The 21895-nt window shown below is 42.9% G+C and carries 18 protein-coding genes; 13 read left to right on the forward strand and 5 right to left on the reverse strand.

What is annotated here, in order from left to right; all coding sequences use genetic code 11:
- Positions 1-191 precede the first annotated feature (191 nt).
- The 4 genes from EXN75_RS02965 to rpsA form a co-directional block, all read right to left on the reverse strand.
- Entirely contained in the window at positions 192-1781 is a 1590-nt protein-coding gene (locus tag EXN75_RS02965; RefSeq protein ID WP_134842720.1) for a calycin-like domain-containing protein, read from the reverse strand.
- Positions 1782-1822: 41 nt separating this feature from the next.
- On the reverse strand, positions 1823-2581 hold the full coding sequence (locus tag EXN75_RS02970; RefSeq protein WP_134842721.1) for a porin family protein: 759 nt from the start codon (positions 2579-2581) through the stop codon (positions 1823-1825).
- Between the two features lie 25 nt (positions 2582-2606).
- Positions 2607-3776: a PCMD domain-containing protein gene (locus tag EXN75_RS02975; RefSeq protein WP_246031274.1), complete on the reverse strand. Its 1170-nt coding sequence runs from the start codon at positions 3774-3776 to the stop codon at positions 2607-2609.
- A gap of 417 nt (positions 3777-4193) precedes the next feature.
- Positions 4194-5975 carry a 30S ribosomal protein S1 gene (gene rpsA, locus EXN75_RS02980; RefSeq protein WP_134842722.1) on the reverse strand — a complete coding sequence of 594 codons (1782 nt, stop codon included), beginning with the start codon at positions 5973-5975 and terminating at the stop codon, positions 4194-4196.
- 316 nt (positions 5976-6291) lie between these two features.
- Here rpsA and EXN75_RS02985 point away from each other — a divergent pair, with 316 nt between their 5' ends.
- The 12 genes from EXN75_RS02985 (at position 6292) to EXN75_RS03040 (ending at position 18387) form a co-directional block, all read left to right on the forward strand.
- Complete coding sequence (locus EXN75_RS02985) at positions 6292-7773, forward strand: oligosaccharide flippase family protein (protein WP_134842723.1); 1482 nt, start codon at positions 6292-6294, stop codon at positions 7771-7773.
- 153 nt (positions 7774-7926) lie between these two features.
- Positions 7927-9363 carry an SLC13 family permease gene (locus tag EXN75_RS02990; RefSeq protein ID WP_118115313.1) on the forward strand — a complete coding sequence of 479 codons (1437 nt, stop codon included), beginning with the start codon at positions 7927-7929 and terminating at the stop codon, positions 9361-9363.
- Positions 9364-9544: 181 nt separating this feature from the next.
- Positions 9545-10522, forward strand: a complete 978-nt coding sequence (pfkA, locus tag EXN75_RS02995; RefSeq protein WP_134842724.1) for a 6-phosphofructokinase — start codon at positions 9545-9547, stop codon at positions 10520-10522.
- A gap of 243 nt (positions 10523-10765) precedes the next feature.
- The gene (atpD, locus tag EXN75_RS03000) at positions 10766-12292 is read left to right on the forward strand and encodes a F0F1 ATP synthase subunit beta (RefSeq protein ID WP_134842725.1); all 1527 of its coding nucleotides are present in this window, start codon (positions 10766-10768) and stop codon (positions 12290-12292) included.
- A 101-nt stretch (positions 12293-12393) separates the two neighbouring features.
- Positions 12394-12633 (forward strand): ATP synthase F1 subunit epsilon, encoded by a 240-nt coding sequence (gene atpC / locus EXN75_RS03005; protein WP_022111534.1) that lies wholly within the window; start codon positions 12394-12396, stop codon positions 12631-12633.
- Positions 12634-12635: 2 nt separating this feature from the next.
- Positions 12636-13079: a hypothetical protein gene (locus EXN75_RS03010; RefSeq protein WP_118115319.1), complete on the forward strand. Its 444-nt coding sequence runs from the start codon at positions 12636-12638 to the stop codon at positions 13077-13079.
- A gap of 50 nt (positions 13080-13129) precedes the next feature.
- Positions 13130-14239, forward strand: coding sequence for a F0F1 ATP synthase subunit A (locus EXN75_RS03015; RefSeq protein WP_134842726.1), 1110 nt, complete (start codon positions 13130-13132; stop codon positions 14237-14239).
- A gap of 80 nt (positions 14240-14319) precedes the next feature.
- Positions 14320-14559, forward strand: a complete 240-nt coding sequence (gene atpE, locus EXN75_RS03020; protein ID WP_006846851.1) for an ATP synthase F0 subunit C — start codon at positions 14320-14322, stop codon at positions 14557-14559.
- A 124-nt stretch (positions 14560-14683) separates the two neighbouring features.
- Positions 14684-15184, forward strand: coding sequence for a F0F1 ATP synthase subunit B (atpF, locus tag EXN75_RS03025; protein WP_022111531.1), 501 nt, complete (start codon positions 14684-14686; stop codon positions 15182-15184).
- A gap of 8 nt (positions 15185-15192) precedes the next feature.
- Positions 15193-15729 carry a F0F1 ATP synthase subunit delta gene (locus EXN75_RS03030; protein WP_118115321.1) on the forward strand — a complete coding sequence of 179 codons (537 nt, stop codon included), beginning with the start codon at positions 15193-15195 and terminating at the stop codon, positions 15727-15729.
- Positions 15730-15822: 93 nt separating this feature from the next.
- The gene (gene atpA, locus EXN75_RS03035; protein ID WP_022111529.1) at positions 15823-17409 is read left to right on the forward strand and encodes a F0F1 ATP synthase subunit alpha; all 1587 of its coding nucleotides are present in this window, start codon (positions 15823-15825) and stop codon (positions 17407-17409) included.
- A 6-nt stretch (positions 17410-17415) separates the two neighbouring features.
- A complete protein-coding gene (locus EXN75_RS03040) occupies positions 17416-18387 on the forward strand; it encodes a F0F1 ATP synthase subunit gamma (protein WP_134842727.1) in 972 nt (323 codons plus the stop codon).
- 223 nt (positions 18388-18610) lie between these two features.
- Here the strand turns inward: EXN75_RS03040 and EXN75_RS03045 are convergent, their stop codons facing one another.
- Positions 18611-21055: a DUF3943 domain-containing protein gene (locus EXN75_RS03045; protein ID WP_134842728.1), complete on the reverse strand. Its 2445-nt coding sequence runs from the start codon at positions 21053-21055 to the stop codon at positions 18611-18613.
- 360 nt (positions 21056-21415) lie between these two features.
- Between EXN75_RS03045 and EXN75_RS03050 the strand changes: the two genes are divergently transcribed.
- Complete coding sequence (locus EXN75_RS03050) at positions 21416-21829, forward strand: SoxR reducing system RseC family protein (protein ID WP_022111526.1); 414 nt, start codon at positions 21416-21418, stop codon at positions 21827-21829.
- Positions 21830-21895 lie beyond the last annotated feature (66 nt).

A 21895-nucleotide genomic window follows, 5' to 3' on the forward strand; every position in this document is an offset into this window, starting at 1 on the left:
TTATATCTGTAGTGTATCGAATAGGATAGAAGGGTACCTCTTTTATTTTTCCGTGGGCAGGGAAAAATTTGCGCCTGCCCACGCAGAAAAAAATCCTCGGCGAAAGGAAATTTCCTTCTGCCGAGGATTCTGATGTTTATGATAGGAAGTAAATTGTTACTTCTGTATCGTTATTTTACTTTTTAAAACCATTATTTCTTGATAACCTTCTTGGTCTTTCCGTCAGTGGTCTTCACAATGTAAACATTGCCAGAAGTCATACTGCTAACCTGCTGACCAGCGAGGTTGTAGATGGCGTTGATACCGTTAGGGAGAGTAACGGTCTGAGGCTTGTTGATGCCTGTGGTGGTTGCGCCCTTAATATTAAGAGTATATACGTTTTGTTTCTTCAAGTCATTTGAAGTAATAGTTATAGTAACTTTAATACCGTCTGCAACCTTTTCGAGAGTCTTGTTGATGTAAGCACCATTTCCGTCTGATTCAACTTCGATATCACTCAAATTTACAACACCATTGGCATTTGTTGTATATTCTGTTTTGCCAGCTTCAAACAAATCATTTTTGTTCAACTTCAATGACTTTAAGTTCGCATTGTATATGAGACTCAAGTCATCAATATAGATGTAGTCAGGATTGTTTGCATCTTTGCTTGCAACGCCTGGCTCGGCGTTTGTAGAAATAGTTACAAGAATAGCCTTTGGGTTTATAACTTTAATTTCTTTATTCTCGTCTTCTTTTGGTTTGTAACTATCATAATCGAAGTCTGCTGTTACTTTTTGCCAAACATCTGTTCCTTCAATAGTCTTGTTAGCAGCTACAGCTACAATGTTACTATATGGTTTGTTTTCTGGGTCTTGATAATATGATCCATCTGTGATTACTGCTCTTAAGGATGCAAACTTGTAGCTTAAATTGTCTTGACCTTGCTTGAAGCGTGTCCAAAATTCAATTGCGTCAGGCTTTGCTGTGAATAATGCGTAGAAAGGATCACCATTGTCATCTACATCTGTATTGCTTATATCTAAGAATGCATGATTTGATGTTGAATTTGGGTTGGCACTACCTGCATTGAGTCTTCCCGTTGTTACTGTACCGTTGGCTGGTACATTAAAAGGAAGTGCTGATTTTATAAGAAGACATTTTGTACTGTATGAGTTTTCTCTAACATCTTCAGACATAAAAGATTGCTTTTGTTGTCTGGCTGTTCCTAAACCAGAACCAGCTTTTGCACTGGTAAAAGAATGCCAGTGGTTGGCCTCTTCAGATGTGTAATCATTGCCATAAGCAGTATATGTTGCAGTGTGGAACTTTTCGAAGTCAAAGTTTTGAATGTATGTTCCGGCAGGTGTAAAATCTACTTTTATATCCATACCCAAAGCATTGATGGTTATATTGGCACCTAAGTCATTTCCATTAAGCAGAGCATTAAGATTGATAGCTACAGGAACTCCTTGTAACTCTCCTGTAGAATCTTCATTTGGTTGGATAATTGTTTCGCCATCGAAAGCCAATTTGGTAATATCACCAGTTTCTTTTCCTTCAACATCTGTTACATGAATTGTACCAACGTTCATAGCGCTGCTACCAGCTTCGAAGTAGAAGTTTTTGATAATAAGTTCATATTTACCATCTGTCTGTTGGTTTACAGTGATAGTGGTATTCTGATTAATGTTTAAGTTGCCCATGTCTGCAACAAAAATATTCAAATTTCCTGAATACTCTTTTGCCTGCATGGAAAATGCAGCAAGTAAAAATGCTACAGAAGTAAATAAATTCTTCATAATTACATTTCCTTTCTTTTAAATTATAGTCTTATTTATTTTTATTTTAATTGATATATTAATCCGATTTCACCATAGATGGGGTACATTGGCTGCTCAATAACACTGAAGTTTTTCTTAAATACTTCAGAGAGTCCCCAGGTAAGTCCTGCGAATCCACCCCAGCGTTTAGAGAAATACCAGTCAACACCAGCATCGATTCCAAACTGCCAGTTACGCATGTCATCAGAGAAGTCGAAGTCACCGCGTGAGTTGGCATCATTCCCCAATTCTATCTTTGGACCAGTAGGACTGCCTTCACGGAGATAGCCGTCATAGGCATATCCGCAGAATTTGTGAGAGCTGACGTATGAGAAGTAGGGGCCTAACTTCAGGCGAACCTTATCGCTCAAATCGTAAGTTGCCTGTACTGGGATAGTACCTAAACTTTGGTCAACTTGAGTCATAACTCTACCGGTAAACATACCTTCGATAGACTCTCCTCCCTGAACCATTTTCATGTGGTAGTTCTTTACCGTAGCATCTACCTTCATGCCCTTGTTCTCGAAATGGAGGCCGAACATGATTCCCCAACGGTCGTTGAAAGGGTGGTAGGCATCTACGCCCAACATGAAGTTAGGGCGTAAGCTATAGCTGTTCATTTTGCGGATAGTAGAAGGCATTCCGATAGGGGCAGTACCACCCAGATTATAAGCAGCACGAGCGTAATAGCTATAATTATGTAGCAGGTCGGCAGGTTTCCATGCGTATGTTGCAATACTGATTGTAAACAGCGAAATTGCCATGAATATCTTTTTCATTCTTTTTGGGCTTTATTTTTATTATTTATTCTGCATTGGCGCATTTTATACTGTAATTGTCTATCCATAAGGTGCTACCAATAGCACCTTCGAAGATTGCGCCGTCGATGCTTGATGAACTAACAATGGCCAAGTTGTAGCCTCTGTTGGCAAGCTTCACCGGGTCGATAGCCTTACCTGGCTGAATGGTAAAGTTGATGTTGAAGGCTGTCCATTCTGGAGTTTCATCTATTTTTCCCAAATTCGCTATAGATATAATCTGGTCACTTGACAGCACATCATCTCCATGGAGAACAAAAGGCTTTCCTTCTGCATCGTGATTATCGTAGAATACTGCATAGATGGAGCCGAAGTCTTGCTTGTTTTGTTCTGCTCCGTTCTTATCAGTAAATACATTGCCACGTTTGTATTTGTAGAAACCACTGAAAGATATTGGTTGGGAACTGACAGGCACACCGAATCTTGTAGCCAACACTCCTTTTACACCAGCAGGATTAGCAACTAAAGCTTTGGATACATCAAATTCACCAAGGAACAAGTTTCCTGCAGCAATTGGCATCTTCATTTTTCTACCAAAGTCCCCCGTGTCACTTGTGGTAAGTTTCACGCATGTTTCGTGTCCTTGCTCATTTGCAGGAACTGTAGGGTATTCCTCTGGTGTAGCACTTCCCTTGGCGAATCTGAAGCCTGGGTTCCCATTGGCCCAGTTGTTTAATAGATTTCCTTCAGAATCTTTATCGCTCCATACGTAATATTTATTAGCTGGCGCTGGGGTTTGATTCAAAAAGAAATGGTCAAAATTATACTCCATGATATCCTTGCTTGACATGAAGTTTATGCGGTAAGTGCGCCTATACTGTTTATCTTCGGATGTTACGGTATATTCTATAGGACCATTGCTGAAGTCTTGTTCTGAACCATTGTCTGGATATATGGTTGCTCCTGGTGTCAGGCGGAACTGAGGAGCCAAAGATGTGAGGTCGGTACTTTTGCGTACAACAAAGTTGATGTCTTCAGCTGTTGATAGCACATTTATCAGTGTGTCACTTTTCTGGAAAAATATTTCCAATGGATCATCTAAATGAATATATGCCTGCTCAATATCGCATTCTGCGTTAAGAGGCTCATCCTTGAAACAAGAGGTGAGGGTAGCGCTGCCAATCATAGCAGCGGCCATCAATTTAAAATATTTCATAAACTATTAATATAATCTTTTTTACCGGGTGCAAAGTTACGACGAAAACTTGTAACTTCCAAATGTTTTTCCATTAAAATGCATATTTGTTCTCTTTTTGGCATAAAAAAAGGCTAAGTGGAAATTTAGTGGGGATAAGCAGGGCCATCAATGTTGTCATAAGTGGGATGGTTTTAAGGGCTACATAACCAACCCAGAGCACGAATGCCGAAAATGTCATTGTCAATAGGAGTAAGCTTCATTGTCAATAGAAGTAAGCTTCATTGGCAATAGGAGTAAGCTTCATTGGCAATAGAAGTAAGCTTCGATGGCGATTGATATTATGATATAAAAAAAATCCCCGATTCCGAAGAACCGGGGATAAAATATTTTGCATTGTTATTGAATGCGATTCAAATTGAAGCGAAAGGCTAATGATTAAGCCTTACCCTCCATCTGAGCCTTCAACTTAGCAAGTGCGTCGATATCACCGAGTGAAGTACCTGCTGCTACGTTGTTGATAGCTGCAGCCTCATTCTTGCGACCTGCGTTGTTGTGCTTGCGTGGAGCTGTTGGCTTAACATCGTCCTTGCCCTCCTCGAATGTACGAGAGTGAGAGAGGATGATACGCTTTGTCTCCTTAACGAACTCGATAACCTTGAAGTCGAGCTCTTCGCCCTTCTTAGCCATTGAGCCATCCTCCTTAGTGAGGTGCTTTGGAGTAGCGAAGCCTTCGCCACCCTCTGCGAGAGCAACTACAGCGCCCTTATCCATCATCTCAGTGATGGTACCCTTGTGGATAGAACCTGGAGTATAGATTGCCTCGTACTCATCCCATGGGTTAGCCTCCAACTGCTTGTGGCCAAGGCTCAAACGACGGTTCTCCTTATCGATCTCGAGAACTACTACGTCGATGTCAGCGCCTACTGTTGTGAACTCAGATGGGTGCTTAACCTTCTTAGTCCAAGAAAGGTCGGAGATGTGGATCAAACCATCAACACCTTCCTCGAGCTCTACGAAGATACCGAAGTTAGTGAAGTTGCGAACCTTTGCAGTGTGCTTGCTACCTACAGGGTACTTAACCTCGATGGTCTCCCATGGGTCTTCCTTCAATTGCTTGATACCAAGGCTCATCTTACGCTCAGCGCGGTCGAGTGTCAAGATAACAGCCTCAACCTCGTCACCTACCTTCATGAAGTCCTGAGCAGAACGCAAGTGCTGGCTCCAAGACATCTCAGATACGTGGATAAGACCCTCTACACCAGGAGCAATCTCTACGAATGCACCGTAATCAGCCATAACGACTACCTTACCCTTAACGTGGTCACCAACCTTCAAGTTAGCATCCAAAGCATCCCATGGGTGTGGAGTCAACTGCTTCAAACCAAGAGCGATACGCTTCTTCTCCTCATCGAAGTCGAGGATAACAACGTTGATCTTCTGGTCGAGTGTTACAACCTCGTGTGGATCGCTTACGCGGCCCCAAGAGAGGTCTGTGATGTGAATCAAACCATCTACGCCGCCGAGGTCAACGAATACACCGTAAGAAGTGATGTTCTTAACAGTACCTTCGAGGATCTGACCCTTCTCGAGCTTACCGATGATTTCTTTACGCTGCTGCTCCAACTCCTGCTCGATGAGAGCCTTGTGAGATACAACAACGTTGCGGAACTCCTGGTTGATCTTTACAACCTTGAACTCCATAGTCTTGCCTACGAAGATATCGTAGTCGCGTATAGGGTGAACGTCGATCTGGCTTCCTGGCAAGAAAGCTTCGATACCGAAAACGTCAACAATCATACCGCCCTTAGTGCGGCACTTGATATAACCCTGGATAACTTCCTCGTTCTCAAGAGCCTCGTTAACACGCTCCCAAGACTTGCTCAAGCGAGCCTTCTTGTGAGAGAGAACCAACTGACCCTTAACGTCTTCCTGGTTTTCTACATAAACCTCAACCTTGTCACCTACCTTCAAGTCTGGGTTGTAACGGAATTCAGAAGCTGGGATAATACCGTCGCTCTTGTAACCGATGTTTACGATAACCTCTTTCTTATCAACAGAGATTACAGTACCCTCTACAACCTGATGCTCAGTTACTTTGTTAAGGGTTTCGTCATAGGCCTTCTCGAGGTCCTCTTTGCTGACGTTTGCGCTGCCGCCATTCTCAAACTCGTCCCAATTGAAGTCGTCCAATGGCTTTACGTTCTTTAAATCTGACATAAAATTAAATAAAAAATTAAAAATTAATAAAGTTAGACTTTATGTGAATTATATAAATCGGGCGCAAAATTACTCATTTTTGGCGGAATAACCCAATTTAGAGAGATGTAAATACAGATATTTATTGTATTTTAACATTTTTGGGCTATAAAATGGGGTTATTTTCTATTTTACCTTATTATATATATGAAATATACTCTATAAAAACAGCTTGGGTGCAGATGCTAATTGATGATAGATAGATAGTTGATGGGCGTAGAAGGAATATTGTTGCTGCTTAAGGCAATATTTCTTCCTGGTTAGCGTTTTATAATAGATGGAAAATAAAGAAAAAGAAGATAGCTACTCTCATATTCTCAAATACACTGGCATTCTTGGCGGTGTACAGGGACTTAGTGTGCTTGTTGGTATTGTACGCAACAAGTTCGCTGCTTTGTTCTTGGGGCCAAATGGTATGGGAATGGTCTCTCTGTTGAATTCCACTATCAATATGATGGTTTCTGCTACTTCTTTTGGTATTCCTACAAGCGCAGTACACGAAATATCAGAGAATTATGACCGTGCTCCTAAACAATTACTTGAATCTATCAAGCTGATTCGCTCGTGGGTACTTCTGACTGCTGTTTTGGGCGTGTTGGTATGTGTATGTTTAGGACCACTTTTCAATAACTGGACTTTTACTTGGGGTAATCATACGCTTCATTACATGTTATTGGCACCAACGGTTGGATTGACTATTCTTGTTGGCGGGGAAATGGCCGTGCTGAAGGCTACCCGTCAATTGAAGGCTTTGGCCTATTCTTCTCTTTATGTTGTTGCAGCGTCTTTGATCATATCTGCTCCTGTATATTATCTGTGGGGACAGGCGGGAATCGTCTTCGTGCTAAACTTTCAAGCGTTTGTTCAATTGGTGTGTGTAATGCGCTATTCTTTAAGGTATTATCCTTATTTAATATCATTAAGACGTAGCTATTTGAAGTCTGGTGTTCATGTCATCAGATTAGGAATTGCGTTTGTTCTCTCCGGTGTCATCAATAGTGGCGCTGAGTTCTTGGTACGCACCTATCTTAATAATGTGGGAGATTTGGAAGAGGTGGGTCTGTTTAATGCCTGTTCTACGCTGGTATTGGTGTATGGTGGTCTCGTTTTCTCTGCTATGGAGTCTGATTATTATCCGAGATTATCGTGTATTAAAGGAAAGGGAAGTGAACTGAATGCCTGTGTTAACCGACAGATAGAGGTGAATACGCTTCTGATATCTCCTTTTATCATCATGCTGATTTTTGGTTTGCCTATTTTGATTCCTCTGCTTTACGATAAAAGTTTTATGGGCATTCTTCTGATGGCGCAATTTGCTGCAGTCAGCATGTTGTTCCGTGCCGTGTATCTTCCTATAGAATATCTTCCGTTATCCAAAGGGCAGTCTTTTGTGTTCTTGGGGCAGGAGACTTTTGCCGTAGTGCTTCTTTTTGTTTTTGAGATTATTGGTTTCAATTTATATGGTCTTACGGGCATGGGAATTGGCATTGTTCTTGCATATTTTGTGGAGGCCATAGCTGTGTGTATCTTTAGCAGGATTTATTATTCTATGGCAATTTCTAAAAGTGCTTACCTCTATATGGGTATTGAAACGTTGTTTTGTCTTTTAGCATTGACTGTCGTTGTTTCGGTAGATTTGAACTTCTATTATTGGCTGGCTGCTTTCGTCTTTTCTGCGATGAATGTTTGTTTCAGTTTATACATCATCAAAACCAAGACGCATCTTATTGAAAAAATAATGGCACGGTTGAAACGATAAAGGGGCGATATTGCTAACCGTATGTGGCAAATGTGTAACAAAATACTCGTAAATTATTACTTTTCCGTTAAAACCGGTAAAAAAATCCATTCGAGTTGTCGTTATATTGAGAATAATTGTTATCTTTGCGTTCGAAATGTAAAGATAATAGTTATGACATTAGTCATTGTAGGCATATTTTTGATTGGTTGTCTCCTCATTGCGACGGAGAATGTTACCAAAGTTAACCGTGCTGCCGTTGCGATTTTCGCGGGAACGGTAGGATGGGTACTCTATATTTGCTTTGGTATGGACTTCGTGACCAGTCAGCATGCGTATGAATTTTCTAACTATCTGCATGCCGATGAATGGAATATTATTCCTGACAATAGTGTTGCTGTCAAGAATTTCATTTCACGCTTTGTCTTTCTGCCATACGTGGGAAGAGCGGCTGAAATCGTACTCTTCCTTTTATCTACTATGACTATTGTTGAGATCTTGAATAATAATGGTTGCTTTGATTTTATCAGCCAACTTTTGCGTACCCGTAAAAGCAAGAAAATGCTGTGGACTTTAGCAATAGTTACCTTTATTATATCTGCCAATCTTGATAATCTCACGACTACTGTGATGATGCTTACGATTATGCATGGCATTATCCCGAGTCGTCGTCAGCGTATGTTTTATGGCAGTGCTATATTGCTGGCTGCCAATTGCGGTGGTGCTTTGACTGTGATTGGAAATCCTGAAGGTCTTGTACTTTGGAATGGAGGTTTGGTTACGGCTACAGCTTTCTCTATGGCGTTGTTTTTGCCTTGCCTGGCAGCCTGGCTGATTCCTACTTATATGATTTCCAGACAGTTGCCGGAAAGGGTAGAAACGGAGTGGATTGTGATGCCCTACAGAGGCGATGATACCCGTCTGAATGTCTGGCAGCGCCTCGTGATGCTTTTTGTGGGTATAGGTGGATTATGGTTTATTCCTACATTCCATAATATTACGAAACTGAGTCCATTCTTGGGTGCACTCTGTGTTCTCGCTATTTTGTGGGTGGTAAATGAGATTTTCAACCGTAAGCTCATGAATATGGATGCCATGGTGGATCGTCGTACACCTCGTGTGTTGCAGTATGGAGTCATTCAGATGATTCTTTTTGTAATGGGAATCATGATGGCGGTTGCTGTGGTGAAGGAAACTGGTGCTTTCAATGCGCTGACTGAGTATCTGGGTGTGGATGAACAGAATCCGAGTGTGTGGACACATGGTGTGGTGGCAGGTGTTATCAGTACAGTTTTGGATAATTTCGCTACAGCCATCAATTTCTTCTCTTTGCCTGATCTTCCTTTGCAGAATGAATTGTTGGAAGGGATGACAGATTACAGTTGCAATGGCTTGTATTGGCAGGTGATTGCTTATTGTGTCATGGCAGGTGGAAATGTATTGGGTATCGGTACGGTAAGTGGATTGGCTCTGATGAAAATGGAGCGGATGCGCATTACTTGGTTCTTCCGTAATGTTGGTTGGAAGGCTCTTTTGGGTGGCGTTATTGGACTTGCCATCCTCTGGCTCTCACACAATCTTGTTTCGGGAGCTACGTGTTTGTTGATTTAAAGAATTTTTCCTTATTCTTATATTTTGATAAAAGAGTATTCTTATACTCTGGAAAATGAGAATAAAAATATGAAAAGCATTCACATTGCGTGAAAGGCACGTAATCAGAATAAAACTGAATATAAATTCAGATAAAACTAATTCAGAATAAACATATAATAATATAATAAGGTATATAGTTATGGCAAAGATTAAAACTATAGGTATTTTGACCTCAGGAGGTGATGCTCCAGGAATGAATGCAGCTATCCGTGCGGTAACTCGTTCTGCAATTTACAATGGTTTCAACGTAAAGGGTATCTATCGTGGTTATGATGGTCTTATCAATGATGAGATCAAGACTTTTACCACAGAAAATGTGAGTGGTATCATCGGTACAGGTGGTACTATGCTGAAAACAGCTCGTTCTAAGGAATTTATGACAGAAGAAGGTCGTCAGAAGGCTTTCGAGACCATTCAGAAAGAAGAAATCGATGCCCTTGTGGTTATCGGTGGTAATGGTTCGCTGACTGGTGCGATGAATTTCGCCCGCGAATTTGATGTTTGCTGCATTGGCCTCCCTGGTACTATCGATAATGACCTTTATGGAACAGATAATACAATCGGTTATGATACTACCATGAATACAATCGTGGAATGTGTGGACCGTATCCGTGATACCGCCCAGAGCCATGAGCGTATTTTCTTCATTGAGGTAATGGGACGTGATGCTGGTTTCCTGGCACAGAACAGTGCTATTGCAAGTGGTGCAGAGGCTGCTATCATTCCTGAGGACAGTACAGATGTTGACCAGTTGGCTCAGTTTATGGAGCGTGGTATCCGTAAATCTAAGAAGAGTTGTATCGTTATCGTCTCTGAAAGTCCTAAGTGTGGTGCACTCTACTATGCAGACCGTGTGCGCAAGGAGTTCCCAGAGTTTGATGTGCGTGTTTCTATCTTAGGTCACTTGCAGCGTGGCGGTCGTCCTTCTGCCCGTGACAGAATCCTTGCTTCCCGTACAGGTTGTGGTGCTATAGAAGCCATCATACAGGGACAGAGAAATGTCATGATTGGTGTGCGTAATAATGAGGTTGTTTATGTTCCATTGTCAGAAGCTATCCGCTCAGACAAACCATTTGACCGTAAATTGATCAAGGTGCTTGATGAATTGAGCATCTAAACTTGATGATATCAAAGCCGAATGTTGAGTGTGGATTTCTGAAAAGAAATCAGAAAAAAAACTCAACATTCATGGTTTTGGGGATCTGTATAAAAGTAAAAATGATTTAAACGGCACTAAAAATGGTTTAAAGGAGAATTAAACTTCATTTTTATTTGGAGTTTTCTTAAATTGTTGTTACTTTTGCAGAGTCGTTAAATAAGATAACAACTATAATAATAAATAAATTTAAACTTATAGCTTATGTCACAAATTAACGGACGCATTTCGCAGATTATCGGTCCTGTTATCGACGTTTATTTCGATTTCAAGGGCGAGAACCCTGAGAAGGTGCTTCCAAAGATTCATGAAGCTCTAAAGGTGCAACGTCCTGACGGACGCGAATTGGTCATCGAGGTGCAGCAGCATATCGGTGAGGACACAGTACGTTGTGTCGCTATGGACAACACCGATGGCTTGCAGCGTGGCTTGGAGGTTGTCTCTACGGGCAGCCCAATCGTGATGCCTGCAGGCGAGCAAATCAAAGGTCGTATGATGAATGTCATCGGACAGCCTATTGATGGTATGAAAGAATTGGACATGAAGGGCGCTTATCCTATCCATCGCGAAGCTCCTAAGTTTGACGAACTGTCAACCCACAAGGAGATGCTTGCTACCGGTATAAAGGTGATCGACTTGCTCGAGCCTTATATGAAGGGTGGTAAGATTGGACTTTTCGGAGGTGCTGGTGTAGGTAAGACTGTGCTTATCATGGAGTTGATCAACAACATCGCCAAGGGACACAACGGTTACTCCGTATTCGCTGGTGTAGGTGAACGTACTCGTGAGGGTAACGACTTGATTCGAGATATGCTTGAGTCAGGTGTTATCAAGTATGGCGAGAAGTTCCGTAAAGCCATGGAAGAGGGTAAGTGGGATCTTTCCCTCGTTGACCCAGAGGAACTTGCCAAGAGTCAGGCTACCCTGGTGTATGGTCAGATGAATGAGCCACCGGGGGCACGTGCTTCTGTAGCGCTTTCTGGTTTGACCGTAGCCGAGGAATTCCGTGATCATGGTGGTAAGAATGGTGAGGCTGCCGATATCATGTTCTTCATCGATAACATCTTCCGTTTCACCCAGGCTGGTTCTGAGGTTTCTGCGCTGTTGGGTCGTATGCCATCAGCCGTAGGTTATCAGCCAACATTGGCTTCCGAGATGGGTGCTATGCAGGAGCGAATCACTTCTACCAAGAATGGTTCCATCACCTCTGTACAGGCTGTTTATGTGCCTGCCGATGACTTGACCGACCCTGCTCCAGCTACTACATTTACCCACCTGGATGCTACCACAGAGCTTTCACGTAAGATCGCTTCTCTCGGTATCTATCCTGCTGTAGATCCATTAGGTTCTACCTCACGTATCCTCGATCCACTGATCGTCGGCAAGGCACATTACGATTGCGCACAGCGAGTAAAACAGTTGTTGCAGCGTTACAATGAGTTGCAGGATATCATCGCCATCCTCGGTATGGATGAACTTTCTGATGAGGATAAGTTGACCGTGAACCGTGCACGCCGTGTACAGCGTTTCTTGAGTCAGCCATTCACCGTAGCAGAGCAGTTCACCGGTTTGAAGGGTGTGATGGTACCTATCGAAGAGACTATCAAGGGCTTCAATGCTATCCTCGACGGCGAGGTGGATGACCTGCCTGAGCAGGCTTTCCTCAACGTAGGTACTATTGAGGACGCAAAGGAGAAGGCTAAGCAGTTGCTTGCAGCAGCACAGGCGTAGTCTTTAGTGAAGAGTGAAGAACGAAGAATGAAGAATTCGATAGCAATATTGGGTTATTATAAAGTTCAAAGTTCAAAGTTCAAAATTCAAAGTTAAAGATTATGTTAAAACTTAAGATAGTTTCTCCCGAGAAAATAGTCTTCCAAGGTGAAGTGGAGAGCGTTCTGGTTCCTGGAACTCTCGGTTCATTCGAGATTCTCAACGATCACGCTCCTATTATCTCCTCGCTTGAAATAGGCAAGGTGGAATACACTACCAAGGAAGGTAAGCAAGTGATGAACATACAGGGTGGATTCGTGGAGTGTAAGAAAAACGAAGTAAGCCTCTGTGTAGAAGTATAGATATGGAAAAGGAAGAAAAGATGCGCTTGCAATATATCAGGCAAGTTGATATCAAGTATAAACAGATTTCGCTCTGGTTGACAGCGGGTGTGGCCTTGGCCATACTTTTTGCCTGCAGATTGTCTGCTCAATGCGAAGATATAATTGCTCAGGTGGTTAATCCTCTGATTGTGAGTGCGTTGTTCTCGCTTGTTGCAAGTACTGCTTACAGTGAAGCATGGAAAGCGATAGCAAAGTCTTCACCTGCAAATCTTGTCAAGTTTTACTTGGCGGCTTTGGTTGTGAAGTTGATGGCTGGAATCTTGGTGTTTCTCATCTATGTACTTGTATGTGATAAGCAGAACATATTAGGCTTTACAGCTATCTTTGCTCTTTTCTATATAGTTCTTCTCGTATTCGATTGCGTTTATTTCACTCGGGTAGAGAAAAAAGGTCGTCTTTCTTAAGCGACTTTGAGACAAACAGATTAATAAATTAAAAATAAGAATTAAAGAATATGAAACATCTCAAGCAATTCCTCTTGATGGCGATGCTGCTTTTCACGCTGGCACCTCTGCAGGTATCGGCCAAGGAAAACATCGACGTGAAAGAGATATTGTGGGGTCATATCAAGGATTCTTATGAATGGCATATCACAAAGGTGGGAGACCATCCCGTAGTGATTCATCTGCCTATCATCGTGAAGAGCTCAACGGGCTGGCACGTCTTCTGTAGCAGCGAATTCTCGGAAGAGAAGGATGCCAATGGAGACCGTCCAGGACCTTTCAACCTGGTGATCAAGAACGCTGATGCGCAGGCGAATCCCAACAAGATAGTAGAGAAGGTGGGAGGCCAGGAGGTTCGTCCTCTCGACATCTCCATCACGAAGACCGTTTGCGTGCTCTTCATCGATGCTATCATCCTGTTGCTGTGTATCCTGATACCAGCCCGCTGGTGCAGGAACCACAAGGTGGATGACCCTGCACCAAAGGGATTTGTGGGACTGATGCACATGTTCATCATGTCGGTATATACCGATGTAATTGAGGCCACACTGGGTAAGGAAGCCCCAAAGTACGCACCATGGTTGCTTACTTGCTTCTTCTTTATCTTCGTGGCGAATATCATGGGTATCGTACCATTCCCTCCAGGTGGTGGTAACCTGACAGGTAATATCGCCTGCACCGTATTCTTCGGTGTAACGACATTCCTGATTACCAACTTCACCGGTACCAAGGAATACTGGAAGGAAATCTTCTGGCCGGAGGTACCAACGTGGTTGAAGGTGCCAGTGCCACTGATGCCATTCATCGAGCTCTTCGGAATCTTTACGAAACCGCTGGCTCTGATTATCCGACTCTTCGCCAACATGATGGCGGGTCACGCCATCGCACTTTCGTTTGCGGCTATCATTTTCATCATGTTCAACATCAGTGAGAATGCTATCGCCAACTATGTGGCAGGTACGGGTATGACAATAGTAAGTGTTGCGATGAGCGCTTTTATGATGCTCCTCGAAGTATTGGTAAGCTACATTCAGGCATTGGTATTCACCATGCTGAGTGCAGTATTCATCTCGCTGGCTCATGTAAAGTCTCATGAGGCTGAGCCAGAGGTAGTGAAGTAATTTATAATTTATAATTACGGAATCTACATTCAATTAAACATTAAATAAAGAAAATATTAACAACTTAAATTATTAAGATTATGTTATCACTTTTATTAGCAGCAGAGATTGCAAAGTTGGGTGCCGCAGTAGGTGCAGGTTTGGCCGCTATTGGCGCAGGTATTGGTATCGGTCGCATTGGTGGCCAGGCTATGGACGCCATGGCTCGTCAGCCAGAGAAGATGGGCGATCTCCGTTCTTCTATGATTATCGCAGCTGCGTTGGTTGAGGGTGTTGCGTTCTTCGCAGTCATCATTGCCATCTTGGCTATCGTAATGTAATATTTTGCTGTCACAGTTTGCCGTTCTCAATATTTGTTGTTTATGCAAGATTGGGGACGGAGAACGGTGGCTCAAAAAGAGTTAGTTAATTAAAAACGTTTAAGTAAAACTTTAACCAGTATATATGGATTTATTGATTCCTGATAGCGGTTTGCTTTTCTGGATGACGTTGGTCTTTATCATCGTCTTCATTATCCTTTGGAAGGCTGGATTCCCAGCCATCATCAAGATGGTGAACGACCGAAAGGCCTACATCGACGAGAGTTTGCGTAAAGCTCACGAAGCCAATGAAAAGCTTGCCAATATCCAAAAAGAAGGTGAATCCATCTTGCAGGAAGCTCGCGAGAAGCAGGCTGCCATTCTGAAAGAGGCTGCTGAAACCCGTGATGCCATCGTAGAGAAAGCACAGGACAAGGCCCGCGAAGAGGGCGCTCGTCTTCTTTCTGATGCCAAGACTCAGATTGAGAACGAAAAGCAGAATGCTATTCGTGAAATCCGTGGACAGGTTGCAGAACTCTCTGTTCAAATAGCAGAGAAGGTGCTCAAAGCAAAACTCTCTGACGATAAAGCACAGATGGATTTGATAAATCGACTGCTGGACGAGGTTTCTTCTGATAACAAATAGTAAAGCTTATGGATATAGGTGTAATATCGGTGCGTTATGCCCGTGCTCTTATCAAGGCAGCTACCGGCATGAAGCTCGAAGATCAGGTGTACCAGGAGATGCAGACGCTCTACAAGAGCTACATCGACGTGCCTGAACTGAGATTTACGATAGACAACCCTATGCTTTCTAAGGATAAGAAACAGGCACTTCTCACGACTGCTTTAGGTGAAAAACCTTCAGACCTCAGTAAGAAGTTCGTTGCTCTTGTACTGAAAGAGGATAGGGAGAGCACCCTGCAATTCATGGCTGCTTCGTATATCACTCTTTACAGGAAACAGAAGAACATCATCCGTGGTAAGCTGATTACCGCCACAGCAGTAGCTCCTGAAACTGAGCAGAAAATGCGTCAGATGGTGGAGCAGCGAACGCAAGGTACTGTGGAGTTCAAAACAGAGGTGAACCCTGAAATCATCGGTGGCTTCATCCTTGAGTATGATACTTATAGAATGGATGCGAGCGTGAAAACAAAGCTCACAAACATTCTGACACAGCTTAAAAAGTAAGAGATAAGTGAAGTGTGAAAAACGAAGAGTGAACTACTCTGGTGCTTTTCCCTTCATATATTTCTAAATTCAAATTTTAAATTTTAAATAACAATGTCAGATAAAATTAAACCAAGTGAGGTGTCTGAAGTTCTTCAGCAACAACTACAGGAGGTAAATGGCGCTCAGCAGTTTGACGAAGTTGGTACTGTGCTCACCGTCGGTGATGGTGTGGCTCGTATCTATGGTCTTCGTAATGCAGAGGCTAATGAGCTTCTTGAGTTCGAGAACGGCACGATGGCCATCGTCATGAACCTCGAGGAAGACAACGTGGGTTGTGTCCTCCTGGGTCCTACTGCTGGCATCAAGGAGGGACAGAGCGTGAAACGTACTCACCGTATCGCTTCTATCCGCGTGAACGACAACTTCTTAGGTCGTGTCGTTAACCCTCTGGGTCAGGCTATCGATGGCCAGGGTGATATCGATCTCACCGGCGCTTTCGAGATGCCTCTGGATCGTAAGGCTCCTGGTGTGATTTATCGTCAGCCAGTAAAGGAACCACTTCAGACGGGTTTGAAGGCTGTCGATTCCATGATTCCTATTGGTCGTGGACAGCGTGAGTTGATCATCGGCGACCGTCAGACCGGTAAGACTGCCATCGCAGTGGATACCATCATCAACCAGAAGAGTTTCTATGAGGCAGGCAAGCCTGTATATTGTATCTATGTAGCCATCGGCCAGAAAGCATCTACCGTTGCAGCATTGGTACAGAACCTCAAGGAGCACGGCGCCCTGCCATATACCATCATCGTAAGTGCTACTGCTGCTGATCCTGCAGCCATGCAATACTACGCACCATTTGCTGGTGCTGCTATTGGTGAGTATTTCCGCGACCGCGGTTACTCAGCCCTCGTAGTATATGATGACTTGAGTAAGCAGGCTGTAGCTTATCGTGAGGTATCCTTGATTCTCCGCCGTCCATCAGGACGTGAGGCTTACCCTGGTGATGTCTTCTATCTCCACTCTCGTCTGTTGGAGCGTGCTGCTCGTATCAACGACCAGCAGGAGGTAGCTGAGCAGATGAACGACCTGCCAGAGTGCCTGAAGGGCAAGGTAAAGGGTGGTGGTTCTTTGACTGCCCTTCCTATCATTGAGACTCAGGCTGGTGACGTTTCAGCATACATCCCAACCAACGTAATTTCTATTACCGATGGTCAGATCTTCCTGGAGACCGACCTCTTCAATCAGGGCTTCCGCCCAGCTATCAACGTAGGTATCTCTGTATCCCGTGTAGGTGGTTCTGCTCAGATTAAGAGTATGAAGAAGGTGGCTGGTACCTTGAAGATTGATATGGCTCAGTATCGTGAGTTGGAGGCTTTCTCTAAGTTCTCCAGCGATATGGATGCTGTGACAGCGATGACCTTGGATCGTGGTCGTAAGAACGACCAACTGTTGGTACAGCCTCAGTATCGCCCTATGCCAGTAGGCGAGCAGGTGGCTATTCTCTATTGTGGTGTTCATGGTTTGATGCACGACGTGCCTATGGATAAGGTTCGTGAGTGTCAGGATCAGTTCCTCGACGCTATGCGCAGCCAGCACGCTGATGTCATAGAAACTTTGGCAGATGGTAAACTCACCGACGACTGCATCAAGGTTGTCGAGGAGACCATGGCAAATGTAGCTGGACAATATAAAGTGTAATAGCCTATGCCGTCATTAAAAGAGATAAAAACTCGTATTGCCAGCGTCAATAGCACCCGTAAAATTACGAGTGCTATGAAGATGGTGGCATCCAGTAAGTTGCATCATGCTCAGGTTGCTATACAGAACATGTTACCTTATGAGGATATGCTAGAACATATTCTCAAGAGTTTCTTAGTCAGTACTCCTTCTGTTCAATGTGAATTGGAAGTAGAGCATAAGTTGGTTAAGCGCATTGCTCTTGTGGTTTACAGTTCGAATAGTTCGCTTTGCGGTGGATTCAATTCCAATATCATTAAGATGATGATGCATGCTGTGGATGAGTATAAAGCTCAAGGCATTGACGACATTACGGTTTATCCTATCGGTAGAAAGGTTGCTGAGAAGGCGCAGAAATTGGGACTTCATATTGCAGGTGATTTTACAGAGCTTGCTGAAAAGCCAAATTCCAGTGAATGCGCTGCTATTGCAAAGGAACTGGCCAAAAAATATGTGGCAGGTGAACTGGACCGAGTAGAAATGATTTATCATCATTTCAAAAGTGCTGGTTCTCAGATTCTTACCCGCAAGACATTTTTGCCAATCGACCTCTCTACGGAGGCTATTGGTGAAGATAACGACCGTGATCTGACTTCCAATATTGCTACAGCCAAAGCTCAAGAATATCTCCGCAAGAAACAGGAAGATCAAGAGCGCCAGACTACAGAAGCAAAACCGCTGAATGATGATTTCATCGTAGAGCCGGATTTGAATACTGTACTGAGCGTGCTGATTCCTAAGCATTTGCATCTGATGATATTCACTGCTTTGCTGGATAGCTTAGCCAGCGAACATGCTGCTCGAATGGTGGCTATGCAAACTGCTACGGATAATGCCGATGAACTCTTGCGCGAACTCAACTTGCAGTACAACAAGAGTCGTCAACAGGCCATTACAAATGAATTGCTTGATATTGTTGGCGGTAGTGTCAACAATTAAATGTTTGTCTTGAGTATTTAAGAAAATAAGTAGTAATCTTGATGATTTCAAGGAAACATTCATTCTAAATAAAAAAGGAGACAAGCGGTGAGCTTATCTCCTTTTTTCATGTTTCATTTTAAAGCACCTTTTTGTTTCTTGTTATAGTGCCATCCTTATATCTTCTTTATTTTTAGTGCCATCCTTTTTTATACTTTATACCCTTTAAGGTCTTAACTGTTTTTTATATCTTGTATCGTAGCCCGATATTGAGATCAAAAGTTCGGGATTTTACATTTTCATGATACGAATAATATGTATATCTCAGATAATAAGATGCCCCCATTTCAAAACTCAGATGTCTCGAGAGATTGAAGAACATCTTAGCGTTTGTAACAAGCAGTGATGCATTTCCCTTATCGCCCTGAGCGTTCAGGTAGAGTGGGTTGGTATTTTCCCAGTCTTTCTGCTCATACCCTTTCCAGGTGAAGATGCGGTAGTAATCTGCACCGAGTCTGATACTTCCCACTTTTCCAAATTCCATGAAACTATTCATCTTCACGCTGTATCCGCTACCCATATTGTAGTCTCTGTCTATGATGTTATAGTAGTCGGTCAGGCTTCCACCGAGAATGATGCCGTCTATGAAGATGCTCTGTTCCAGTTTGGTCAAATTTCCGATGGTAGGATAACTGCATAAGATTCCTGGTCCTACTGAAGCGGCTTCTGATATGCGGTATGGAACCTCACTGGTTCCGTCCTTTACAGGCTGGGAGTCATAATAGTTGAAGTGCTGGAAGATACCGAACAGCACCTTCAAATCATCTTTCTCGATGACATGTGCTCCCCACAGTCTTCCTAACAAGTGTACTGACGTAATGAGCGGTTGGTTGTTGCTCAATCCGAAAGTCAGATCCGTGGTGAAATAATCGAACGGTTTGTTCGTTTCTTCCTTGAAAGCATCACCATATACTAAGTTCAGATTGATATATGGATTTCCCTCACCCCTGAAAAGAGAATTGTTATCTGCCAGATAGCGGTAACCTGCAGAAATGGAAAAGTCAACGGGTAATTTCTCGTAGTCATGGTATTTATAGTATTTGCCCCTTACTCTCCAGGCATCACCGCTGATGATACGGTTCAACTCTTTGATAGGACAGACTATGGCTCCAAGAAATTCTCTCAGAAATCGACTGAATCCTCTCTGGCGGTCATCATATACCAGATTGCTGATGCGGTGTGTGACCTCACCGATGCACACTCCTCCAATGGTTGTTGCCATCAGGTCATTGATAGCAGGCGGTTCTATCTCGCAGGTCGTCTCCCACATCAGACTTCCACAGAAAGAATAGGGGATGGATTGCCAGAAATTCATGCCGTTGCTTCTTGCAGCATTAAAGTACAGACCTCCATGATAGGGGTGAGCAAACAGGTTGGTAGAGAATTGGTCATTATCCCATACAAATCCGTTCTGGATGTTGTGCTTGATACTGTGGAGAGAGATTTTTGCAAAATCTTCATTCATCACAAATTGGTCAAAGCATTGTACGCCCACATTGATGGCAAAAGCTTCCAGCGCAGCTTTCCATGGATGTTTCTTCTGGCGGGATGGGTCATTGGCTGCATAAACCTGCATCAGACTATCGGTTGCTGGGAGATATTGGTCTGCTTGTTTATTGCCTAAGGTCAGCGATTCTATGATGTTGGCTTTTTCTTCTTTTTTTTGATTTTCCAAAGCCCCATTTCTGACAAGTCTGAATGCAATACCGCCTTCCAGCAGCAAACGGTTGCGATAGTGCTGGGCATGGTGGTAATATCGGGTGTCTCCATAACCTACCGATGCAAAAAGCGAACTGTAGTGGCCTAATTGATAGTCTGCGTTCAGGCGTGCTTGGAGGGAGAAGAGTCTTTTTGGCTTTTCTGATGAATGTTCTTCAAAAGTCTCCACATGATAATATCCCAAATCGCCGCTCAGAGAGAATTTTGGATTCAGTTGAAAATACTGTCCGATGCGATAGAAAAGTGCTCCAGAGAACTTGCTGTCGAGTCCCATGTAATGAGTTCCGATACCTATTATATTATAGGTACTGCGATTTCTGAATCTGAGAGCCATGTTCAGTTTTGTTGAGGTTCCGATATAGCTCAGCAAGTCAATGCGGGTCTTGGGATTAACATTGACCAGACCAATTTTGTGAGCCACCGTGTCTCTGCTATAGTTGATGATGCCAATCTGGACACCTCGTGGATGGCTGATGCAAGCATTGAACAATCCTATTTGAGAACCATTGAGGGTATCAGCATAGTTATAAACTGCTGTTTGAATTCCCCTCATGGACGAGGAACAGATATTGGCTGCTCCAGCCAATTGGATGCCGCGCTTCATTCCCATGGAAACGTTAGAAATTCCAGCCAACTGGATCCCCTTGAACGTAGAAGTGGATGCATTGCTGAGCATACCTATCTGGATACCATTTCCTTTGGTAGCAAAGTTGTTTAATGCAGAAATCTGAACTCCCTGCATATCTTTTTTGATGGCATTTGTAAGGATGCTCAGATTGGCCCCTTTTAAGGAGTCGGTATTACAGAATAAAGAGATGTTGAAATGCTCAACGCCTTTCTGCGCCTGAACTCCTGCGGAATTCAGACTCAATGTCATGCATATCAGCATTCCTATCTTCGTTTTTGTCATATTGCATAGTTTATTTTAACAGCGCTTTCTCATCATACTTACCATTCTGCAGTGCTGTTTGTTAATTCTTCAATTAATTATTATATGGATAGTGTATGACTTTTCCTATCCGTTGCAAAAGTACATATAATTAGCGTAATAAACCATAAAATGAGCAAAAGTTTTCGTTTTTGCTATAAAAAATATAAACAGAAAACGTTTACGCTTCTTTTTCGTATAAAAACTTTACTAATATTTTGCAGTTTCCGAATAAAGTATTATCTTTGCATTCAAATACAGTTTGCTATCTCGACTTTGCAATGTGTAGGTATTAAAGACTGACTTGCAAGTTATGGCATACATTATGAATTAAGTAAAGAAATGAGCGATAAGATAAAACATTCTGGTATAATCAATGCTATCAGGGGAGAATGTATATCAGTACGTATTCTACAATCCTCCGCCTGTAGTGGCTGCAAGGTTGCTTCTCACTGTAATTCTTCTGAGACAAAAGAGAAGATTATTGAGGTAAACCAACCTGGCGTTCAATCGAAATACAAAATCGGTGATCATGTAGTAGTGGTGGCTGATATGTCAGTTGGCTTTCGGGCAAGTATCTATGGTTATATATTACCATTGGTCCTGATGGTTGTAACTTTGGTTCTTGTCATAGCCTGTGGGGCAGGTGAGGGCATTGCTGCACTTTCTTCTTTGGGAATCCTCTTTCCTTATTATATGGCTCTGTTTCTGTTGAAGGATAAGCTGAAGGAAAAGTTGTCGTTCACCTTGGAATAGTAAGTAAAGAGCAAGAGAATAATCATATAGTAATGAACCTGAAATAAGAAATTTCGGATAAATAAC

Source organism: Segatella hominis (assembly GCF_004535825.1).
Classification (GTDB): Bacteria; Bacteroidota; Bacteroidia; order Bacteroidales; family Bacteroidaceae; genus Prevotella; species Prevotella hominis.

Excerpts from the sequence above, each read along its gene's own strand:
- EXN75_RS02965 (WP_134842720.1), bottom strand. The coding sequence starts at position 1,781 with ATGAAGAATTTATTTACTTCTGTAGCATTTTTACTTGCTGCATTTTCC.
- EXN75_RS02970 (WP_134842721.1), bottom strand. The coding sequence starts at position 2,581 with ATGAAAAAGATATTCATGGCAATTTCGCTGTTTACAATCAGTATTGCA.
- EXN75_RS02975 (WP_246031274.1), bottom strand. The coding sequence starts at position 3,776 with ATGAAATATTTTAAATTGATGGCCGCTGCTATGATTGGCAGCGCTACC.
- rpsA (WP_134842722.1), bottom strand. The coding sequence starts at position 5,975 with ATGTCAGATTTAAAGAACGTAAAGCCATTGGACGACTTCAATTGGGAC.
- EXN75_RS02985 (WP_134842723.1), top strand. The coding sequence starts at position 6,292 with ATGGAAAATAAAGAAAAAGAAGATAGCTACTCTCATATTCTCAAATAC.
- EXN75_RS02990 (WP_118115313.1), top strand. The coding sequence starts at position 7,927 with ATGACATTAGTCATTGTAGGCATATTTTTGATTGGTTGTCTCCTCATT.
- pfkA (WP_134842724.1), top strand. The coding sequence starts at position 9,545 with ATGGCAAAGATTAAAACTATAGGTATTTTGACCTCAGGAGGTGATGCT.
- atpD (WP_134842725.1), top strand. The coding sequence starts at position 10,766 with ATGTCACAAATTAACGGACGCATTTCGCAGATTATCGGTCCTGTTATC.
- atpC (WP_022111534.1), top strand. The coding sequence starts at position 12,394 with ATGTTAAAACTTAAGATAGTTTCTCCCGAGAAAATAGTCTTCCAAGGT.
- EXN75_RS03010 (WP_118115319.1), top strand. The coding sequence starts at position 12,636 with ATGGAAAAGGAAGAAAAGATGCGCTTGCAATATATCAGGCAAGTTGAT.
- EXN75_RS03015 (WP_134842726.1), top strand. The coding sequence starts at position 13,130 with ATGAAACATCTCAAGCAATTCCTCTTGATGGCGATGCTGCTTTTCACG.
- atpE (WP_006846851.1), top strand. The coding sequence starts at position 14,320 with ATGTTATCACTTTTATTAGCAGCAGAGATTGCAAAGTTGGGTGCCGCA.
- atpF (WP_022111531.1), top strand. The coding sequence starts at position 14,684 with ATGGATTTATTGATTCCTGATAGCGGTTTGCTTTTCTGGATGACGTTG.
- EXN75_RS03030 (WP_118115321.1), top strand. The coding sequence starts at position 15,193 with ATGGATATAGGTGTAATATCGGTGCGTTATGCCCGTGCTCTTATCAAG.
- atpA (WP_022111529.1), top strand. The coding sequence starts at position 15,823 with ATGTCAGATAAAATTAAACCAAGTGAGGTGTCTGAAGTTCTTCAGCAA.
- EXN75_RS03040 (WP_134842727.1), top strand. The coding sequence starts at position 17,416 with ATGCCGTCATTAAAAGAGATAAAAACTCGTATTGCCAGCGTCAATAGC.
- EXN75_RS03045 (WP_134842728.1), bottom strand. The coding sequence starts at position 21,055 with ATGACAAAAACGAAGATAGGAATGCTGATATGCATGACATTGAGTCTG.
- EXN75_RS03050 (WP_022111526.1), top strand. The coding sequence starts at position 21,416 with ATGAGCGATAAGATAAAACATTCTGGTATAATCAATGCTATCAGGGGA.